Below are 18,790 nucleotides of genomic sequence, written 5' to 3'. Positions count from 1 at the left end.
CTCGGCGCGGGAAGGTCTCGGCGCGGGAAGGTCTCGGCGCGGGAAGGTCTCAGCGTTCGAGGACGAGGGCGAGGCCTTGGCCCACGCCGATGCAGAGGGTGGCGACTCCGGTGCCGGAGCCTGCGCGGGCGAGCTGGTGGGCCACGGTGCCGGCGAGCCGGGCCCCGGAAGCGCCCAGCGGGTGACCGAGGGCGACCGCGCCGCCCAGCGGGTTGAGGATCGCCGGATCGAACTCGGGCCACTCGGTGACGCAGCCGAGGACCTGGGCGGCGAACGCCTCGTTGAGTTCGAGGACCGACAGGTCGGCGAAGGTCCTGCCCGCCTTGGCGAGAGCCCGGTTCACCGCCTCGACGGGACCGAGTCCGAAGTAGTGCGGGTCGATGGCCGAGACGCCGGTTGCGGAGATCCGGGCGAGGGGCTCACGGCCGGTGGCCCTCAGCCCTGCCTCGTCGACGAGGAGGAGCGCGGCGGCCCCGTCGTTGAGCGGGGAGGCGTTGCCCGGCGTGACCGTTCCGTTCTCACGGAAGGAGGGCCTGAGCTTGGCCATGGCCGCCAGGGAGGCGTCCGCCCGGACGCATTCGTCGGCGTCGAGGACGAGCGGGTCGCCGTGCCTCCGGGGGAGGGTGACCGGGACGATCTCGTCGTCGAAGAGTCCCGCCGACCGGGCTGCGGCGGCCTTGCGGTGCGAGGCGAGGGCGAACTCGTCCTGCTGCTCACGGCTGATCTTGTGCTTCTCGGCGATGAGTTCGGCGGACTCCCCGAGGGGTACGGTCCACTGCGGGTCCATGGCGGGATTGACCATGCGCCAGCCCAGCGTGGTGGAGTACAGCTCCGCGTGGCCCGCCGGGAAGGGGCGGTCGCTCTTCGGCAGGACGTAGGGAGCGCGGGTCATCGACTCCACGCCGCCGGCCAGGGCGATGGAGGCGTCGCCGAGTGCGATGGCCCGCGCGGCCTGGACGACCGCCTCGAGGCCGGAGGCGCAGAGGCGGTTGACGGTGACGCCGGGCACGGAGGTCGGCAGGCCCGCGAGCAGGGCTGCCATGCGGCCCACGTTGCGGTTCTCCTCGCCCGCGCCGTTGGCGTTGCCGAGGTATACGTCGTCGATGCGCGCCGGGTCCAGGCCGGGGGTCCGGGCGAGGAGCTCACGGACCGCGTGCGCGGCGAGGTCGTCGGGGCGGACCGGGGCCAGCGCTCCGTTGTACTTGCCGATCGGGGTGCGGACGGCGTCCACGATGTAGACGGTGCGGGGGTTCATGCCGCGGCCTCCTCCGGCATGCGGACCTCGGCGGCGGTCTTCGCCGTGATCTCCTCGGCGGTGACGCCGGGTGCGGTCTCCACGAGGACCAGGCCGTCGTCCGTGACGTCGAGGACGCCGAGGTCGGTGACGATCCGGTCGACGCAGGCCCGGCCGGTGAGGGGCAGGTCGCACTCCGCGACGATCTTGGGGGTGCCGTCCTTGGCGGTGTGGGTCATGACGACGATGACGGTGCGGGCGCCGTGGACGAGGTCCATGGCGCCGCCGATCCCGGTGATCATCTTGCCGGGGACGGCCCAGTTGGCGAGGTCGCCGCGGGCGGAGACCTGCATGGCGCCGAGGACGGCGACGTCGATGTGGCCGCCGCGGATCATGCCGAAGGAGAGCGCGGAGTCGAAGTAGGAGGCGCCGGGCAGGACGGTGACGGTCTCCTTGCCGGCGTTGATGAGGTCGGGGTCGACCTCGTCCTCGGCGGGGTACGGGCCGGTGCCGAGGATGCCGTTCTCGGACTCCAGGACCACCTCGACCCCGTCCGGGAGGTGGTTGGGGATGAGCGTCGGCAGGCCGATGCCGAGGTTGACGTACTGGCCGTCCCTCAGCTCCCGGGCGGCGCGGGCTGCCATCTGCTCACGGGTCCAGCTCATCGCGTGGTCCTCTTCTCTATGCCCTTGTCGGCGGCCTGGGCGGGCGTGAGGGCCACGACCCGCTGCACGAAGATCCCGGGCACATGGACCTCGTCGGGATCGATCTCGCCCGGCTCCACCAGTTCCTCGACCTCGGCGACCGTGACCTTGCCGGCCATCGCCGCGAGGGGGTTGAAGTTCCGGGCCGACTTGTTGAAGACGAGGTTGCCGTGCCGGTCCCCCTTGGCGGCGCGGACGAGGGCATAGTCGGTGCGGATGGCGTGCTCCAGGACGTACGCGACCCCGTCGAACTCCCGTACCTCCTTGGGCGGTGAGGCGAGCGCGACGCCGCCCCGGCCGTCGTAGCGCCAGGGCAGGCCGCCGTCGGCGACCTGGGTGCCGACGCCCGCGGGGGTGAAGAAGGCGGGGATGCCGCAGCCCCCCGCGCGCAGTCGCTCGGCGAGGGTGCCCTGCGGGATCAGCTCGACCTCCAGTTCGCCGGCGAGGTACTGCCGGGCGAACTCCTTGTTCGCGCCGATGTACGACCCCGTCACGCGAGCGATGCGCCCCGCGGCGAGCAGGACGGCGAGGCCGGAGTCCATCGCCCCACAGTTGTTCGACACCACGGCGAGATCCCTGACGCCGCGCTCGTACAGGGCCTTGATCAGGACGTTCGGCACTCCGCTCAGCCCGAAGCCGCCCACGGCGAGCGACACCCCGTCGGGCACGTCGGCCACCGCCTCGGCGGCGGTGGCGACCACCTTGTCCATAGGAGCCCCTTAGGATTTAGTCAGTGCACTGAGCATCTGGGAATGGCGTCATGCTGACAGCCTGATCCAGCAGAGTCAATAGCCACCCGAAGTGGGCGAGTATCGTTCAGTGCACCAATGGATCCAGCAGGAGGCGAAGGAATCATGGCCGCGGTGGACCTGACCACGCACCCCGGGCACCTGGCCCGGCGGCTCCAGCAGGCACACCACCTGCTGTGGACGACGATGGTCTCGGAGGAGATCACCTCCCCGCAGTTCGGCGTCCTCAACGCGCTGACGGCCGAACCGGGCCTTGACCAGCGGACCGTCGGCGAGCGGGTCGGGCTCGACCGCTCCACCATCGCGGAGGTCATCAGCCGGCTCACCCGACGGGGACTGCTGGAGAAGGAACGCGACCCGGACGACGGCCGCCGGTTCCTGCTGCGGCTCACGGACGACGGAGTCCGCACCCACCGTCGGCTGACGACGCGCACGGCCCGGATGAACCAGATCTTCCTGGCTCCGCTCACCCCCGAGGAACAAGCGCTCTTCCTGTCCCTGCTCCGCCGGGTCTCGGACGCCGCGGAAGAGCTCCGCACCCCCGCCGGCCCGTGACCTGACGCCCCGGCCACTTGGCGCGGCCGGGGATCCCGGGGCCGGCCGTTCGTGTGCATGAACGATTCAGCGTGAACGGTTCAGCACTCGATGATGTTCACCGCGAGACCACCCCGCGCGGTCTCCTTGTACTTCACGCTCATGTCCGCACCCGTCTCCTTCATGGTCTTGATGACCTTGTCCAGGGAGACCAGATGGCTGCCGTCGCCGCGCATCGACATCTTCGCCGCCGTGACCGCCTTGACCGCCGCCATGCCGTTGCGCTCGATGCACGGGATCTGCACCAGACCCCCCACCGGGTCACAGGTCAGACCCAGGTTGTGCTCCATGCCGATCTCGGCCGCGTTCTCCACCTGCTCCGGCGAACCGCCCAGCACCTCGGCCAGCGCCCCCGCCGCCATCGAACAGGCCGAACCCACCTCGCCCTGGCAGCCGACCTCGGCACCGGAGATCGAGGCGTTCTCCTTGAACAGCATGCCCACCGCGCCCGCCGCCAGCAGGAAACGGACGATGCCGTCCTCGTCCGCACCCGGCACGAAGTTCATGTAGTAGTGCAGCACCGCCGGGATGATGCCGGCCGCCCCGTTGGTCGGGGCGGTGACCACCCGGCCGCCCGCCGCGTTCTCCTCGTTCACGGCCATCGCATACAGGGTGATCCACTCCATCGCGTGCGCGGCCGGGTCGCCCTCGGAACGCAGCTTGCGGGCCGAGGTGGCGGCCCGGCGGCGAACCTTCAGGCCGCCGGGCAGGATGCCCTCGCGGGACATGCCGCGCGAGACGCAGGCCTGCATGACCCGCCAGATCTCCAGCAGGCCCGCGCGGATCTCGTCCTCGGTGCGCCAGGCCTTCTCGTTCTCCAGCATCAGCGAGGAGATCGACAGGCCGGTCTCCCGGGCCAGCCGCAGCAGCTCGTCGCCGGTGCGGAAGGGGTACTTCAGGACGGTGTCGTCCGGGATGATCGGGTTCTCGCCCGCGACCGCGTCGCCGTCGACGACGAAGCCGCCGCCGACCGAGTAGTAGGTCTTCTCCAGCACCAGCGCGCCCTGCGCGTCGTAGGCGAAGACGGTCATGCCGTTGGCGTGGTACGGCAGTGCCTTGCGGCGGTGCAGGACCAGGTCGTCGTCGAAGGAGAAGGGGATCTCGTGGGCGCCGAGCAGGTTGATCCTCCCGCTCGCCTTGATCCGCTCGACCTCCTCGTCGGCGGTCTCCACGTCGACGGTGCGCGGCGAGTTGCCCTCCAGGCCGAGCAGGACGGCCTTGGGGGTGCCGTGGCCGTGGCCGGTGGCGCCGAGCGAGCCGTACAGCTCCGCCCGTATCTGCGCGGTGTGGGCGAGCAGGCCCTCGTTCTTCAGGCGGCGGGCGAACATCCGGGCCGCGCGCATGGGGCCCACCGTGTGGGAGCTCGAGGGGCCGATGCCGATCGAGAACAGGTCGAAGACCGAGATGGCCACGGGAGGACTCCTTGTGGGGGCTAGAGATCCGACCTTGCTTATAGTTGCACCATGAGCAACCAGTCGGCACATGGCGAAACACAGGCTCCCGCAGTGAACGGGGTGCAGTCCGTCGACCGTGCCGTCAGCGTCCTGGAGATCCTCGCCCAGCGCGGTGAGGCGGGCGTCAGCGAGGTCGCCGCCGAGATCGACGTCCACAAGTCGACCGCGTTCCGCCTGCTCGGCGCGCTGGAGGCGCGCGGTCTGGTCGAGCAGGCGGCCGAACGGGGCAAGTACCGGCTGGGCTTCGGGATCGTGCGCCTGGCGGGGGCGGTCACGGGCCGTCTCGACATCACACAGCAGGGCCGGCCGGTGTGCGAGCGGCTCAGCGAGGAGATCGGCGAGACCGTCAACATCGCCGTCCTGCAGGAGCATTACGCGGTCAACCTCTACCAGGTACGCGGCCCGGGCGCGGTCGGCACGCACAACTGGGTCGGGCAGCTCACCCCGGTGCACGCGACGTCCAGCGGCAAGATCCTGCTCGCCCATCTGCCGGCGAAGGAGCGCGCCGGCGTGCTCGCGGCATCCGGGTTGAAGAAGCTGACGCCGCACACCCTGACCGCCAGGACCAAGCTGGAGAAGAACCTCGCCGAGGCGCGGGAGCGCGGGTACGCGGTGACGCTGGAGGAGTTCGAGCTCGGACTGCACGCCGTCGCGGCCCCGATCCGTTCCCACCAGGGCGAGACCCTCGCCGCCCTCAGCGCCTCCGGCCCCGCGTACCGCTTCACCGAGGAGCGCGTCCACGAGCTCGCACCCCTGCTGGTCCAGGGCGCCGAGGAGATCAGCCACCGGATGGGCTACGTGGGCTGAGTCTCTCCCGGCCCCCGTGGAGGGGCGCCGCTCGCCCCGGGAGGCGTGCACGGTCCCCGGTGCGGCGGCGCGGAGCGCCGCCGCACCGGACCGTTCACCCGTATTCCACGGCCGCGTCAAGGAGCCAGTCCGTCAGGTAGCCGGCGAAGGAGGAGCGCACGAGCACCCAGAACCCCGCCCTGGGCTCGTCCCGGGCCACCAGGACGACCTGGGTGCGGGCCAGCGTCGTCTGGGCCGAACGGCCGGGGCCGAAGACGCGCGGGTGCAGGTCCAACCGGCAGCCGTGGGACAGCAGGTCGCGGGCGCGCGGTCCGCCGACCAGGAGGGTGGTGCGCTGGGCGGAGACGTCGGTGACGGAGACGTGCTCGTCCCCGGCCGCCGAGCGGATCCTGCTCTCCAGGTCCCGCTGGGTGCCGGGCGGGCCCACCACCAGCCATTCGTCGGGGCCGAGCCACACCGCGCCCAGCTCCCCCACGCGTACGACGGTGTCGGGCTCCAGGGGCAGTGGGAGTCCCAGGGCGAGTCCGACGGCGTCCGCCGCCGGGCTCTTGGCGTCGAGGCGGACGTTCAGCTGGGCCAGGAAGGGGACTTCGGCCAGGCGGACCGCGCCGCCCGAGGAGCGCGTCGCGGCGGCCAGGCGGTCGGCGGCATGCGCCAGCGGGCTGCGCTGCCGTGCGGTCGGAGCGGTGTCAGCCATCGCGGCGGGCTCCCTCGGGGTCGTAGAGGACGGGGCTTGCGACGGTCACCGGCAGCAGCCGGTCGCCGACGGGTGCGTAGAGGCGTTCGCCGATGCGGTCCCGGCCGCCCTTGACCAGGGCGAGCGCGAAGGTCCGGCCGAGCGCCGCGCTGCGGTAGCTGGAGGTGACGTGCCCGAGCATCGGGACGGGCGGGGCGGGCAGTTCGCCGTCGGCGACCAGGTGGGTGCCCTCGGGGAGGAGGGCGGCCGGGTCTTCGGGGAGGAGGCCGACGAGGTGCTTGCGGTCGGGGCGGACGGTGTCGGCGCGGGCGTAGGAGCGCTTGCCGATGAAGTCGGGCTTCTTCTTGGACACCGCCCAGCTCATGCCGAGGTCCTGCGGGGTGACCGTGCCGTCGGTGTCCTGGCCGATGATCGGGTACCCCTTCTCCGCGCGCAGGACGTGCATGGTCTCCGTCCCGTACGGAGTGATGCCGTGCGGGGCGCCCGCCTCGTACAGCGCCTCCCACAGGGCGAGGGCCTCCCACGGTGACACGTTGATCTCATAGGCGAGTTCGCCGGAGAAGCTGATCCGGCACACCCTCGCCTCGATGCCCGCGACCGTCGTCTCCCGCCACGCCATGAACGGGAAGTCGTCGTTGGCGACCGCAAGTCGGGGCGCGAGCGAGCCGAGCACCTCGCGAGAACGCGGGCCGACCAGGGCGACGGTGGCCCACTGCTCGGTGACGGAAGTGCAGTGGACGCGGAGTTCGGGCCACTCGGTCTGCAGCCACTCCTCCATCCAGTCCAGTACGGCGGCCGCGTTGCCCGTCGTGGTGGTGACCAGGAAGCGGTCCTGGGCGACGCGGATGACCGTGCCGTCGTCGAAGATCATGCCGTCCAGGCGGCTCATGACGCCGTAGCGGATCATGCCGACCTTCAGGGTGCTCATCATGTTGGTGTAGAGCCGGTCGAGGAAGACCGCGGCGTCCGGGCCCTGCACGTCGATCTTGCCGAGGGTGGAGGCGTCCATGAAGGCCACGCCCTCGCGGGCGGCGCGGCACTCGCGCAGCACGGCCGCGTCCATGTCCTCGCCGTCCTGCGGGTAGTACCAGGGCCGCTTCCACTGGCCGACGTTCTCGAACAGGGCGCCGTGCGCGACGTGCCACGCGTGGACGGCGGTCGTGCGGATCGGGTCGGACAACGCGCCGCGGTCGCGGCCGGCGAGGGTGGCGAAGGAGACGGGGGTGTACGGCGGCCGGAACGTGGGCAGGCCGAGCGCCGAGATGTCCACGCCGAGGAGTTCGGCGACGATCCCGCTCGTCAGGACCCCGCCCGTCTTGCCCTGGTCGTTGGCGGTGCCGGCCGTGGTGTAGCGCTTGGTGTGCTCCACCGAGCGCAGGCCCGCCCCGGTCGCCCGCGCCAGGTCGTCGACCGTGACATCGCGCTGGAGGTCGACGAACCGGGGGGCTCCGGTGCCGGTGGGGACGGCGAACACCTGCATGGGCGGGGTGTGCGGCTGGGCGGCGACGGCCGGGAGGGCCGGCGCCTCGGCGGCGTAGCCCTCCGCCTCGACCGCGCGGGCGCCGGCCGCCGCGCCCTGCGCGAGGGTCGTGGCGAGATCGAAGGCCCCGTTCGCGCTGCCCGCGACGTCCACCGCCTGACGGCAGCTGTCGGGCACGAACGTGCCGAGTACGTCGTCGTGGCGGAGCTTGCCGCCCGCCTGGCTGAACAGATGCGCGACCGGGTTCCAGCCGCCGGAGACCAGGAGCAGGTCGACGGCGAACTCCCGTCGTCCCACGGGCTCCCCGTACGGGGCGACCGTCACGGCGGTGAGGTGGGCCCCGCCCTCCGTGGCCGTGACCGCGTGTCCGGCCAGCACCTCGATCCCGGCGGACCGGGCACGCTCGGCCCACTCCCCCGGTTCGGGCCGGGTGTCGACGATCGCCGCGATGTCCACTCCCGCCGCCGACAGGTCGAGGGCGGCGGCGTAGGCGCTGTCGTTGGTGGTGAACACGACCGCGTGCCGACCGGGCAGAACGGCGTACCGGTGGAGGTACGTCCGGGCCGAGGCGGCCAGCATCACACCGGGGCGGTCGTTGTCTCCGAACGCCAGTGAGCGCTCGTGGGCGCCGGTCGCGAGGACCACGCGCCGGGCGCGGATCCGCCAGACGCGCTCGCGGGAGACGTGCTCCGGGGCCTCGGCGCCGAGGTGGTTGGTGCGGTGCTCGACGGCGAGGAGGTGGTTGTCGTCGTAGTGGCCGAAGACGGTGGTGCGCCGCAGGACGCGTACCTCCGGGGCGGCTTCGAGCCGTGCGCGGGTCGCCTCCACCCAGTCGAGGTGTTCACCGGTGCCGAGCAGGCTGCCGCCGGGTTCCGGCTGGTCGTCGGCGAGGACGACGCGTGCGCCGCTCCTCGCGGCCGCCGCGGCGGCCGCGAGGCCGGCGGGGCCCGCGCCGACGACCAGCAGGTCGCAGTGGGCGTGTACGGCGTCGTAGCGGGCGGGGTCCGGTTCGGTGGCGAGGCGTCCCTGGCCCGGGAGGCTGCTCGCGACCAGACCGTCGTAGAGCTCGATGGTGGTGGCGGGGAGCATGGGCTCGGGGAAGGGGGCCTCGATCTGGACGATCGCGTTGGGTTCCTCCACGCCGGCCGAGAAGATGCCGCGGGGGCGGCCCAGCTTGATGCTGGTGGCGGCTTGGACGACGCCGTTGGCGAGGAGGGCGGAGGCGAGGGTGTCGCCCCGGAACCCTTCGTACCGGATGCCGTCGAAGGTGAAGGTGAGGGGGGTGCCGCGGTCGATCCGGCCGCCGGTGGGGGTGCGGAAGGGATGGTCGTCCCTGCCGCCCCTCCCTGTCCCGCCCTCCGGGGGCGCTGCCCCTTCGACCCCGCCGGGGGGCTCCGCTCCCTGGATCCCCGTCGGCCCTGAACGGGCCTCGTCCTCGGTCGCCGGACGGGCTGACGATTCCGGGCGCGGCTGAGAGGTGACCGGACGCGGTTGTGAGGTGACCGGACGCGGCGGTGAGGTGACCGGACGCGGTTCCACCGTCTCCGGGCGCGACTCCCCCGCCTTGTAGACGGCCAGGATCTCGTTCGTCGCCGTGTCGCGCACCGCGTTGAACCACCTGCGGCAGCCCGCCGCATGGCTCCACCGCTCGGCGAACGGGCCCTTGGGGTTGTCGCGGAAGAACAGGTACCGCGCCCACTCCTCGTCGGTGAGGGCGGCGGGATCCTCGGGATAGGGCACGTGCGCCTGGCCGCCGTAGTGGAACTCGGCCTCGTCGCGGGGCCCGCACCACGGGCAGGGGATGAGCAGCATGGTTCGGCTCCCTAGTGGGCCACCGCGGCCGCGCCGTGCTCGTCGACGAGCGCGCCGGTGGTGAAACGGTCGAGCGAGAAGGGGGCGTTCAGGGGGTGGGGGGTGTCGTGGGCGATGGTGTGGGCGTAGACCCAGCCGACGCCCGGGGTGGCCTTAAAACCGCCCGTGCCCCACCCGCAGTTGAGGTAGAGGTTGTCGACCGGGCTGAGGCCGACGATCGGCGAGGCGTCCGGGCTGACGTCGACGATGCCGCCCCAGGTGCGCAGCACGTGGGCGCGGGCGAAGACCGGGAAGAGTTCCAGGGCGGCGGACATCTGCTCTTCGATGATGTGGAAGGCACCGCGCTGGGTGTAGGAGTTGTACGCGTCGATGCCGGCGCCCATCACCAGCTCGCCCTTGTGTGCCTGGCTCACGTACACGTGGACGGCGTTGGACATGACCACCGTGGGGTGGACCGGCTCCAGGAGTTCGGAGACCAGGGCCTGCAGCGGGTGGCTCTGGAGCGGGAGTTCGATGCCTGCCATGGCGGCGAGGACCGAGGTGTGGCCGGCCGAGCACAGGGCCACCTTGCCCGCGCCGATGGGACCGCGCGTGGTCTGGACGCCGACCACCCGGCCGCCGACCACGTCCAGGCCGGTGACCTCGCAGTTCTGGATGATGTCGATGCCGGCGGCGTCCGCGGACCGGGCGAGGCCCCAGGCCACGTAGTCGTGCTTGGCGATGCCGGCGCGCGGCTGGTAGGTGCCGCCGAGGACCGGGTAGCGCACGTCCGGGGAGGTGTTGACGATCGGGCAGACTTCCTTGACCTGCTCCGCGTCCAGCCACTCGGCGTCCACGCCGTTGAGCCGGTTCGCCTCCACCCGGCGCACGCTGTCGCGGACGTCCTGCAGGCTGTGGGCGAGGTTCAGCACGCCGCGCTGGGAGAAGAGGATCGGGTAGTCCAGCTCCTCCTCGAGGCCTTCCCACAGCTTGAGCGCGTGCTCGTAGATGCCGGCGCTCTCGTCCCACAGGTAGTTGGAGCGGATGATCGTGGTGTTGCGGGCCATGTTGCCGCCGCCCAGCCAGCCCTTCTCCAGGACCGCGACGTCGGTGATGCCGTGGTTCTTCGCCAGGTAGTGGGCGGTGGCCAGGCCGTGTCCGCCGCCGCCCACGATCACCACGTCGTACGAGCGCTTGGGCTCGGGATCGCGCCAGAGCCAGTCGGGGTGGTCGGGGAGGTCGGCGCCTGGGGTGCTGGGGCTCATCGGACGTCTCCGTCTTCCGAAAGGTGCGGGTAGAGCGGGTACTTGGCCGCGAGCGCCTCGGTGCGGGCGCGCAGGGCGGCCACGTCCGGCTCGGGCTTGAGGGCCAGTGCGATCACGTCGGCGACTTCGGCGAAGTCCTCCTCCGTGAAGCCCCGGGTGGCCAGGGCCGGCGTTCCGATGCGCAGGCCGGAGGTGACCATGGGCGGGCGCGGGTCGAAGGGGACGGCGTTGCGGTTGACGGTGATGCCGATGGCGTGCAGCAGGTCCTCGGCCCGCTTTCCGTCGAGTTCGGAGTCCCGCAGGTCGACGAGGACGAGGTGGACGTCCGTGCCGCCCGTCAGGACCTTCACTCCGGCCGCGGCCGCGTCGGACCGGGTGAGGCGCTCGGCGAGGAGGCGGGCACCGGCCAGCGTACGGGCCTGGCGTTCGGCGAACCCGGGCGACGCCGCCACCTTGAAGGAGACCGCCTTCGCGGCGATGACGTGCTCCAGCGGGCCGCCCTGCATGCCGGGGAACACCGCCGAGTTGATCTTCTTGGCGAGGTCGGCGTCGTCGGTGAGGATGACTCCGCCGCGGGGACCGCCGAGCGTCTTGTGCGTCGTGGTGGTGACCACGTGCGCGTGCGGGACGGGGCTGGGGTGCAGTCCGGCGGCGACCAGGCCCGCGAAGTGCGCCATGTCGACCATGAGGAGGGCACCGACCTCGTCGGCGATCCGCCGGAAGGCCGCGAAGTCCAGCTTCCTGGGGTACGCCGACCAGCCCGCGATGATCATCTTGGGCCGGTGTTCCTTGGCGAGCCGCTCGACCTCCTCCATGTCGACGAGGTGGTCGGTCTCGGAGACGTGGTACGGCACGACATCGAGCATCCTGCCGCTGTAGTTGATGCGCATGCCGTGGGTGAGGTGGCCGCCGTGCGCGAGGTCGAGGCCGAGGACGGTGTCGCCGGGCTGGAGGAGGGCGAAGAAGACGGCGGTGTTCGCCTGTGCGCCCGAGTGCGGCTGGACGTTGGCGAAGCCCGCCCCGAAGAGGGACTTGACGCGCTCGATGGCCAGGCGCTCGGTGACGTCCACGTGTTCGCAGCCGCCGTAGTAGCGGCGGCCGGGGTAGCCCTCGGCGTACTTGTTGGTCGCGACCGACCCTTGGGCCTCCATCACGGCGGACGGCGCGAAGTTCTCGGAGGCGATCATCTCGAGGGTGGACTGCTGGCGGTGCAGCTCTGCGCGGAGGGCCTCGTGGACCTCGGGGTCCAGCTCGGCCAGGGAGGTGTTCAGCACGTTCATACGGTGTTCGCCTTCCTCGTGGTCAGCCACGGAGGCGGGACATGGTCGGGTCGAACAGCGGCTCCTCGGCGACGACCGCCTCGACGCGCCGGTCGAAGTAGCCGATGTGCAGGGTGGTGCCGGGGGTGGTGAGTTCCGTCGGGAGCCAGGCGTACGCGATGCCCTTGCCGATCGTGTGGCCGTAGGCGGCGCTGGTGACGTAGCCGACCGCGCGGTCGCCGTCGTAGACCGGCTCCTTGCCCAGGACGACCGACCGCGGGTCGTCGATGGTGAGGCAGGTCAGCTTGCGCCGTACGTCTTCCCTGCGGCGCTCCAGGGCTGCCTTGCCGATGAAGTCGCCCTTGTCGAGCTTGACGGCGAAGCCGACGCCTGCCTCGTAGGGGTCGTGCTCGTAGGTCATGTCGGTGCCGAAGGAGCGGTAGCCCTTCTCCAGGCGGAGGCTGTTGAAGGCGCCGCGGCCGGCGATGACGCCGCCGAGCGGCTGGGCCGCCCGCCACAGGGTGTCCCACAGCTTCAGGCCCTGGTCGGCTGTGGTGTAGAGCTCCCAGCCGAGCTCGCCGACGTACGACAGTCGCATCGCGGTGACGGGCACCGAGCCGATGTAGGCGCGCTTGGCGCGGAAGTACTTCAGGCCGTCGCCCGAGAAGTCCTCGTCCGTCAGCGGCTGCAGGACCTTGCGGGCCAGGGGGCCCCACAGGCCGATGCAGCAGGTGCCGGCGGTGATGTCGCGCACCTGGACCGTGCCGTCGGCGGGGAGGTGGCGGGTGAGCCAGTCGAGGTCCAGGTTGCCGTTGGCGCCGACCTGGAAGAGGTCGCGGGCCAGCCGGGCGACGGTGACGTCGCTGCGGATGCCGCCGTCGTGGTCCAGGAGCAGGGTGTAGGTCACCGAGCCGACCGACTTGGCGACCTTGCCGGTGGTCAGTCCCTCCAGGAAGTCCGCGGCACCCGGGCCGCTGACCTCGAGTCGCTTGAGGGCCGTCATGTCGTACATCGCGACGGTCTCGCGGGTGGCCTGTGCCTCGGCGCCGACGACGGGCGACCAGAACCGCGCGGCCCAGTCGTCGGGGGTGGGAATGTTGCGGCCTTCGACCAGCCCCGCGTTGGCCTCGTACCACTGGGGGCGTTCCCAGCCGCTCGCCTCCAGGAAGAACGCGCCGTGCTCCTGCTGGCGGGGGTGGAAGGGGCTCGTGCGGATCGGGCGCGGATCCCCCGACGGCTGGAGGGGGTGGATGATGTCGTAGACCTCGACGAAGTTCCGGCAGTCGCGGGCCAGGACGTACTCCGGGGACAGCTGGTGCGGCTCGAAGCGGTTGACGTCGCACTCGTGCAGGTCGAAGGACGAGCAGTGGCCGTCGACGAGCCATTCGGCCATGGCGCGGCCCACGCCCGCGGAGTGGGTGACCCACACCGCCTCCGCCACCCAGAAGCCCTTGACGTCCTGGGACTCGCCGAGGAGCGGGAAGTTGTCGGTGGTGAAGGAGAACAGGCCGTTGATGCCCTCTTCGACCTTGGCCTCCGCCGTCGCGGGGAGCAACGACCGGGTCTCGGTCCAGGCGTCCTCGAAGTCCTCCTCGGTGAACGTGAGGACCGAGGGCATGCGGGCGGCCTCGTCGACGGAGAGGATGTCGTCGGCCGAGACGGGCATGGGGCGGTGGCCGTAGTAGCCGATGCCGATGCCGTCGAAGCGGTCGCGGTAGTAGAGGTCGGCGTCCTGGTGGCGCAGGATCGGTCGTACCGCCTCCTCCGTCTGGCCCGCGAGCGCCGGGACCGGGCCGGTCCAGGCGAGCTGGTGGGCGAGCGGGGTCAGCGGGAGGTTCATGCCGACCATGCGGGCGATCTTCGGGCCCCAGATGCCGGCGCAGCACACCACGATGTCGGCGGCGAGCTCGCCCTGGTCGGTGAGGACGCCGGTCACCCGGCCCTCGCTCTGTCGGACGTCGAGGACTTCGTGGCGGGCCAGGAAGGTGACGCCGCGTTCGGTGGCCCGGCGGATCTGCGCCTCGACGGCGAGGACGGCCTTGGCGATCCCGTCCGTCGGGATCAGGAGGCCGCCGAGGATCCTGTCCCGGTTCACCAGCGGATGCCGCTCGACGCACTCGTCGGCGCTCAGCATGCGGGCCTCGACGCCCCAGGCGGTGATCCAGCCGTGGCGGCGGTGGAGTTCCGCGAGGCGTTCGGGGGTGGTCGCCACTTCGAGGCCGCCGACCTGCAGGAAGCAGGGCTTGCCGTCGACGTCGAGGGAGCAGAACTTCTCGACGGTGTAGCGGGCCAGCTCGGTCATGGTCTTGGAGGAGTTCGTCTGGAAGACCAGGCCGGGGGCGTGCGACGTGGAGCCCCCGGTCGCGGGGAGCGGGCCCTGGTCGACCACGGTCACTTCGGTCCAGCCGCGCGCGGAGATCTCGTCCGCGAGCGCCGCTCCCACGACGCCCGCTCCGATGATCACCACTCGGGGTCCCGCCATCGCCGCACCTCCTGATTCAAAACCAGTCAAGTTGCTTGCTGCGCAACATGGTTCAGGTTGCGCAACTCAATGTGCCGCTCGCGGAGAGGGGTGTCAAGGGGTCGGTGACGCCGGCGAACAGCCCGGAACGCGGCAATGCCCGGAGGGCGGCGCACACAGGTGCACACCGCCCGCCGGGCATCTCGGACCGCCTTCTCGACGTGGGCTACTTGAGCCAGGCGTCGACCTTGTCGCGGTTGGCCTCCACCCACTTCTTCGCCGCCGCCTCGGGCGACATCTTGTCCACCGCGATGTACTTGGCCACGGTGTTCTGGTCGTCGTTCGTCCACGTGAAGTTCTTCACCAGGCGGTAGGCCGGGCTGCCGGACTTCGCGAACTTCACGCTGACGATCTTGTCGAGGTCGTACACGGGATAGTCGCAGGCGATCTTCGCCGCGTCGGCGTCACAACCCGTCGTGTACGCGGGCAGGTTCACCTTGACCAACGGCACCTCGGACAGGAACCACTGCGGCTCGTAGAAGTAGCCGATCACCCATTCCCTGTTCTTCTCGGCCTTCCGGAAGGACTGGATGAGCGCGGTCTCGCTGCCCGCGTACACCACCTTGAAGTCCAGCTTCAGGTTCGTCACCAGCGCCGCGTCGTTGGTGACGTACGAGGGGTCGCCGTCAAGCAGCTGGCCCTTGCCGCCCGACTCGGAGGTCCTGAACTCGGACGCGTACTTGTTCAGGTTCTTCCAGTCGGTGATGTCCGGGTGCGCCTTGGCCAGCCACGGCGGCACGTACCAGCCGATGATGCCCTTGTTGCCGGTCGAGCCGGCGCTCACGGCGGTCTTCTGCTGGGTGATGTACTTCTTCTTCAGATCGTCGTGGCCCCAGTTCTCCAGGACGGTGTCGACCTCGCCCGTCCCGAAGCCCTGCCAGGCGATCTCCTCCTTCAGGTCCTTCTTCTTGACCGTACAGCCGAGGTCCTTCTGCGCGACGTACGCGACGACCGCCGCGTCCGCCTCGTAGCCCACCCACGGGTTGACCGCGAGGTTGAAGGTGCCGCACTTGCCCGGGCTGCCCGAACCCGCGGAGTCGTCACCGACCTTCGCGCCGCCGCAGGCGGTGAGGGTCAGCCCGAGGACGGTCACGACGGCTGCGCCGACCGTGCCGGTTCTCCACTGTCGTACCTGTGCTGCCATGCTGGTGCTCCTTACGCGCTCGCGCGTCGCGCCGCTGCCTGGGTGATCCGGTCGAACATGACTCCGAGAAGGACGATGGCGAGTCCCGCCGCGAGCCCCTTCCCGTACAGCTGGCCCTGCGAGAATCCGGCCACGACGTCGTAGCCGAGGGCGCCCGCCCCCACCAGGCCGCCCACGACGACCATCGACAGCACATAGATCAGGCCCTGGTTGGTGGCGAGCGTCAGGGCGCCGCATGACATCGGCAGTTGGACCTTGGTGATGATCTGCCAGGTGTTGCACCCGGCGGACACGGCCGCCTCGACGGTGGTGCCTGGCACGGCCCGCACCCCGTCCGCGATGATCTTGATGGCGACCGGCACCGCGTAGACGACCGCCGCGACGATGGCCGTGAAGCGGGTCGCGCCGAACAGCGCCAGGAACGGCACGAGGTAGACGAACGGCGGCATGACCTGCGCCGCGTCCAGGGAGGGCCGCAGCAGCCGGTCCACGAGCATGCTGCGCCCCATCCACACCCCGAGGACGATGCCGAGCAGCATGACCAGCACCGTCGCCACGAGGGTCGACGCCAGCGTCGTCATGGCGTCCGACCACAGGCCGGTGCCGACCAGCAGGCCCACGCACACGGCCGTGGTGACCCCGGCCCGCCAACCGCCGAGCACGGCGCCGAGTGCGATCAGCACCGCGCCGACGAGCCACCACGGGGAGTCGGTGAGCAGCGTCTGGAGCGGATTGAGCAGGCCGTTGGTGATGCCGTCGCGGAAGGCGTTGGTGAGGCCCGAGAGGTTGTCCTGCACCCAGGCGGTCACGGTGTCCGCCGCACTCGCGATGGAACCACCGATACTGCCCTCGCCGGGGAACTCCGCCGCCCATACATAGGTGTGCGACAGATAGACGAGGACCGCCGTGACCACCGCGCCCACGCCGAGCAGCGGCCTGCGCCACGTGAGGAGGCGGTTCTTCGAACGCCGGGCCGTCTCCTCGCGGGCGCCGGCCGCCGTGGTGACCCGGTCGAGGACGATCGCCATGACGACGATGGCGAGTCCCGCGTTGAAGGCCGTTCCCACATCGAGCGACTGAAGGGCCTGGACGACGGTCTTGCCGAGACCGGGCGCGTCGATCAGGGCGGCGATGGTCACCATGGCCAGGGCGGCCATGATCGACTGGTTGACACCCATCACCACGGTCCGCTTCGACATGGGCAGCAGGACCTTCAGCAGCGCCTGACGCCGTGTCGCGCCCAGCGATTCGGCGGCCTCGACGGTGGTCTCGGGGACGGAGCGGATGGCGTGCGCGGTGATGCGGATCGCGGGCGGTGCCGCGTAGATCACGGTGGCGATCGTGGCGGAGGCCCCGCCGATGAGGAAGAACAGGGTCAGCGGGGCCAGGTAGACGAAGGTCGGCATCGTCTGCATGAAGTCCAGGAAGGGCGTCACGATCCGGTTGAACCGCTCGGACAGCCCCGCCCCCACGCCCAGCGGAATCGCGAACAGCAGCGCCACGAGGACCGCAGAGAGGGTGAGCGACAGGGTGTCCATGCTCTCCTGCCACAGCCCCTGCAGCCCCAGGAAGGTGAAGCCCGCCACGGCCAGGAGGGCGACCCGCCAGTTGCCCACGGCCCAGGAGACGTAGCCCGCGATGCCGACGACGCCGAGCCATCCGATCTGCGGGACGGGGCGGCCGGCGGGGGGCTGTGAGATCAGGTGCTGGACGAAGGTCACCAGGTTGTCGATGACCAGGCGGATCTCGTTGAAGAAGTAGAGGAAGAGCGGGTTGGAGTTGCGGTCCGCGCCGATCGAGTCGTTGACGTCGTTGAACCACCGGTGCAGGTCGGTGAGGTCCGCCGCCGCCAGGGTCAGGGTCTGCTTTCCGCGGAGGACCACGAAGAGCAGCAGCCAGGCGGCCAGGATCGCGGCCACCACCGTGCGCCGGCCGACCCTGCGTACGCCGGCCACGGGGGCGGACTTCTCCAGGGCGACGGCCATCACGCGCCGCCTTCCTGCCCGGCGACCACCGCGAGGATCTCCTCGTCGCCGACGATGCCGAGCAACTTGCCGTCCTCCACGACCTTGACCGGCCGGTCGGCCGCCAGTACCGCCCGGGTGGCCTCCTTCACCACGACGTCCGGGCCCAGCTCGGGACCGTCCAGGGCGTCATGGGGCCCCACCGGGCGCATGATCCACCGCAGGGTGAGCACGTCGCCGCGCGGCACGTCCTTGACGAACTCGCGGACGTAGTCGTCGGCCGGGGCGCCCACCAGCTCGTCGCCGGTGCCGCACTGGACCGTCCTGCCGTCGCGCATGATCAGGATGCGGTCGCCCAGCTTGAGCGCCTCGGAGAGGTCGTGGGTGATGAAGACCATCGTCTTGCCGACCTCGCGGTGCAGCCGGATGACCTCGTTCTGCATGTCGCGGCGGATCAGCGGGTCGAGTGCCGAGAAGGGCTCGTCGAAGAAGAGCACGTCGGGGTCGCCGGCCAGCGCCCGGGCGAGGCCGACGCGCTGCTGCATGCCGCCCGAGAGCTGGTCGGGGTAGGAGTTCTCGTAGCCTGCGAGGCCGACCAGTTCGACGACCTCCAGGGCCCGCGCGGTGCGCTCGGCCCTGCTCATGCCGCGGATCTCCAGACCGAAGGCCACGTTGTCCACCACCCGGCGGTGGGGCAGCAGCCCGAAGTGCTGGAAGACCATGGAGAACTTGCGGCGCCGCAGCTCGCGCAGGCGCCTGCCGTCCGCCTCGCGGATGTCCTCGCCCTCGAAGAGGAGCTCACCGGCGGTGGGTTCGATCAGCCGGGTCAGACATCGCACCAGCGTGGACTTGCCCGAGCCGGACAGGCCCATGACGACGAACACCTCCCCCTTGCGGACGTCGAAGTCGACGTCGCGGACGGCGGCGGTGCACCCGGTGCGGTCCATGAGCTCGCGGCGGGTGAGGCCGCGCAGCTCCTCGGAGTCCGGTACCTGGTCGGCCTTCGGCCCGAACACCTTCCACAGCCGGCGCACGGATATGACCGGAGTGCCGTACGAATCCTGGTGCGCGCCGTGCCGCTGCGACACCTCGGTCTGCGTTGGGGTCATGGTCGACCTCTCTTCGGC

At 71.1% G+C, this 18,790-nt stretch carries 14 protein-coding genes; 2 read left to right on the top strand and 12 right to left on the bottom strand.

Translation table 11 applies throughout. From position 1 onward, the window contains the following. Positions 1-49 precede the first annotated feature (49 nt). Genes SVTN_RS37070 through SVTN_RS37060 form a run of 3 tightly spaced genes read right to left on the bottom strand, consistent with a single transcriptional unit; the run spans position 50 to position 2,648 of the window. Positions 50-1,255, bottom strand: a complete 1,206-nt coding sequence (locus SVTN_RS37070) for a thiolase family protein (RefSeq protein ID WP_041133002.1) — start codon at positions 1,253-1,255, stop codon at positions 50-52. Then, positions 1,252-1,899, bottom strand: coding sequence for a CoA transferase subunit B (locus SVTN_RS37065; RefSeq protein WP_041133001.1), 648 nt, complete (start codon positions 1,897-1,899; stop codon positions 1,252-1,254). The genes SVTN_RS37070 and SVTN_RS37065 overlap by 4 nt, the downstream gene beginning before the upstream one ends. Further along, positions 1,896-2,648 (bottom strand): CoA transferase subunit A, encoded by a 753-nt coding sequence (locus tag SVTN_RS37060; RefSeq protein ID WP_041133000.1) that lies wholly within the window; start codon positions 2,646-2,648, stop codon positions 1,896-1,898. Before SVTN_RS37060 ends, SVTN_RS37065 begins: the two co-directional genes overlap by 4 nt. A gap of 144 nt (positions 2,649-2,792) precedes the next feature. On the opposite strand from SVTN_RS37060, the gene SVTN_RS37055 reads away from it, so the two are divergent. After that, a complete protein-coding gene (locus tag SVTN_RS37055; protein WP_041132999.1) occupies positions 2,793-3,242 on the top strand; it encodes a MarR family winged helix-turn-helix transcriptional regulator in 450 nt (149 codons plus the stop codon). Positions 3,243-3,322: 80 nt separating this feature from the next. Here the strand turns inward: SVTN_RS37055 and SVTN_RS37050 are convergent, their stop codons facing one another. Next, entirely contained in the window at positions 3,323-4,693 is a 1,371-nt protein-coding gene (locus SVTN_RS37050) for an L-serine ammonia-lyase (protein ID WP_041132998.1), read from the bottom strand. Positions 4,694-4,744: 51 nt separating this feature from the next. On the opposite strand from SVTN_RS37050, the gene SVTN_RS37045 reads away from it, so the two are divergent. Continuing rightward, positions 4,745-5,542 (top strand): IclR family transcriptional regulator, encoded by a 798-nt coding sequence (locus SVTN_RS37045; RefSeq protein ID WP_078908657.1) that lies wholly within the window; start codon positions 4,745-4,747, stop codon positions 5,540-5,542. 94 nt (positions 5,543-5,636) lie between these two features. On the opposite strand, the gene SVTN_RS37040 is transcribed toward SVTN_RS37045, so the two are convergent. The 8 genes from SVTN_RS37040 to SVTN_RS37005 form a co-directional block, all read right to left on the bottom strand. Continuing rightward, on the bottom strand, positions 5,637-6,239 hold the full coding sequence (locus SVTN_RS37040; RefSeq protein ID WP_041132997.1) for a sarcosine oxidase subunit gamma: 603 nt from the start codon (positions 6,237-6,239) through the stop codon (positions 5,637-5,639). After that, a complete protein-coding gene (locus SVTN_RS37035; RefSeq protein WP_041132996.1) occupies positions 6,232-9,531 on the bottom strand; it encodes a sarcosine oxidase subunit delta family protein in 3,300 nt (1,099 codons plus the stop codon). The genes SVTN_RS37040 and SVTN_RS37035 overlap by 8 nt, the downstream gene beginning before the upstream one ends. An 11-nt stretch (positions 9,532-9,542) precedes the next feature. Beyond that, positions 9,543-10,775: a sarcosine oxidase subunit beta family protein gene (locus SVTN_RS37030; RefSeq protein ID WP_041132995.1), complete on the bottom strand. Its 1,233-nt coding sequence runs from the start codon at positions 10,773-10,775 to the stop codon at positions 9,543-9,545. Then, entirely contained in the window at positions 10,772-12,055 is a 1,284-nt protein-coding gene (gene glyA, locus SVTN_RS37025) for a serine hydroxymethyltransferase (RefSeq protein ID WP_041132994.1), read from the bottom strand. Before glyA ends, SVTN_RS37030 begins: the two co-directional genes overlap by 4 nt. A gap of 22 nt (positions 12,056-12,077) precedes the next feature. After that, positions 12,078-14,516: a GcvT family protein gene (locus SVTN_RS37020; RefSeq protein WP_041132993.1), complete on the bottom strand. Its 2,439-nt coding sequence runs from the start codon at positions 14,514-14,516 to the stop codon at positions 12,078-12,080. Positions 14,517-14,721: 205 nt separating this feature from the next. Continuing rightward, a complete protein-coding gene (locus tag SVTN_RS37015; RefSeq protein ID WP_041132992.1) occupies positions 14,722-15,699 on the bottom strand; it encodes an ABC transporter substrate-binding protein in 978 nt (325 codons plus the stop codon). A gap of 11 nt (positions 15,700-15,710) precedes the next feature. After that, entirely contained in the window at positions 15,711-17,684 is a 1,974-nt protein-coding gene (locus tag SVTN_RS37010; RefSeq protein WP_041132991.1) for an ABC transporter permease, read from the bottom strand. Continuing rightward, positions 17,684-18,772, bottom strand: a complete 1,089-nt coding sequence (locus SVTN_RS37005) for a quaternary amine ABC transporter ATP-binding protein (protein ID WP_041132990.1) — start codon at positions 18,770-18,772, stop codon at positions 17,684-17,686. Before SVTN_RS37005 ends, SVTN_RS37010 begins: the two co-directional genes overlap by 1 nt. Positions 18,773-18,790: the final 18 nt, after the last annotated feature.

It is taken from the genome of Streptomyces vietnamensis, from assembly GCF_000830005.1.
Classification (GTDB): Bacteria; Actinomycetota; Actinomycetes; order Streptomycetales; family Streptomycetaceae; genus Streptomyces; species Streptomyces vietnamensis.
This window is presented reverse-complemented; position numbering and strand designations above follow the sequence as displayed.